This window comes from Actinomadura keratinilytica, assembly GCF_039539665.1.
In the GTDB taxonomy this organism is placed as follows: Bacteria; Actinomycetota; Actinomycetes; order Streptosporangiales; family Streptosporangiaceae; genus Spirillospora; species Spirillospora keratinilytica.
Window position 1 is genome coordinate 1 of the sequence record NZ_BAABDO010000283.1, and the last position, 828, is coordinate 828.

General features: G+C 72.7%; 1 protein-coding gene. It reads left to right on the forward strand.

What is annotated here, in order from left to right:
- Positions 1–828 (forward strand): FGGY-family carbohydrate kinase (locus tag ABD879_RS32720; RefSeq protein WP_345025673.1); only part of this gene is annotated, 828 nt, incomplete at both ends.

Genomic DNA, 828 nt, shown 5'->3' on the forward strand with positions numbered 1-828 from the left:
GTGCACGTCACCGACGTCACCAACGCCAGCCGCACCATGCTCATGGACCTGGAGACCCTCGACTGGGACGAGGAGCTGCTGTCGTTCTTCGGCATCCCCCGGGCCATGCTGCCGGAGATCCGCCCGTCGGCCGACCCGCGCGGCTACGGCACCACCCGCGCGGACGGCCCCCTCGGCGGCGAGGTCCTGCTGACCGCCGCGCTGGGCGACCAGCAGGCCGCCACCGTCGGGCAGGTCTGCTTCGAACCCGGCCAGGCCAAGAACACCTACGGCACCGGCAACTTCCTGCTGCTCAACACCGGCGAGGAGCTGGTGCGCTCCGAGCACGGCCTGCTGACCACCGTCTGCTACAAGTTCGGCGACGCCGAGCCCGTCTACGCGCTGGAGGGGTCGATCGCCGTCACCGGGTCGGCCGTGCAGTGGCTGCGCGACCAGCTCGGCATCATCTCCGGCGCCGCGCAGAGCGAGGCGCTGGCCCGCCAGGTCGACGACAACGGCGGCGTGTACTTCGTGCCCGCCTTCTCCGGGCTGTTCGCCCCCTACTGGCGCAGCGACGCCCGCGGCGCCATCGTCGGCCTGTCCCGCTACAACACCAACGCCCACCTGGCCCGCGCCACCCTGGAGTCCATCTGCTACCAGTCCCGCGACGTGGTCGAGGCCATGCGCCAGGACTCCGGCGTCGCCCTGGAGGTGCTGCGCGTGGACGGCGGCGTCACCGCCAACGAGCTGTGCATGCAGCTGCAGGCCGACATCCTCGGCGTCCCGGTGTCGCGGCCCGTCGTCGCCGAGACCACCGCGCTCGGCGCCGCCTACGCCGCCGGCCTGGCC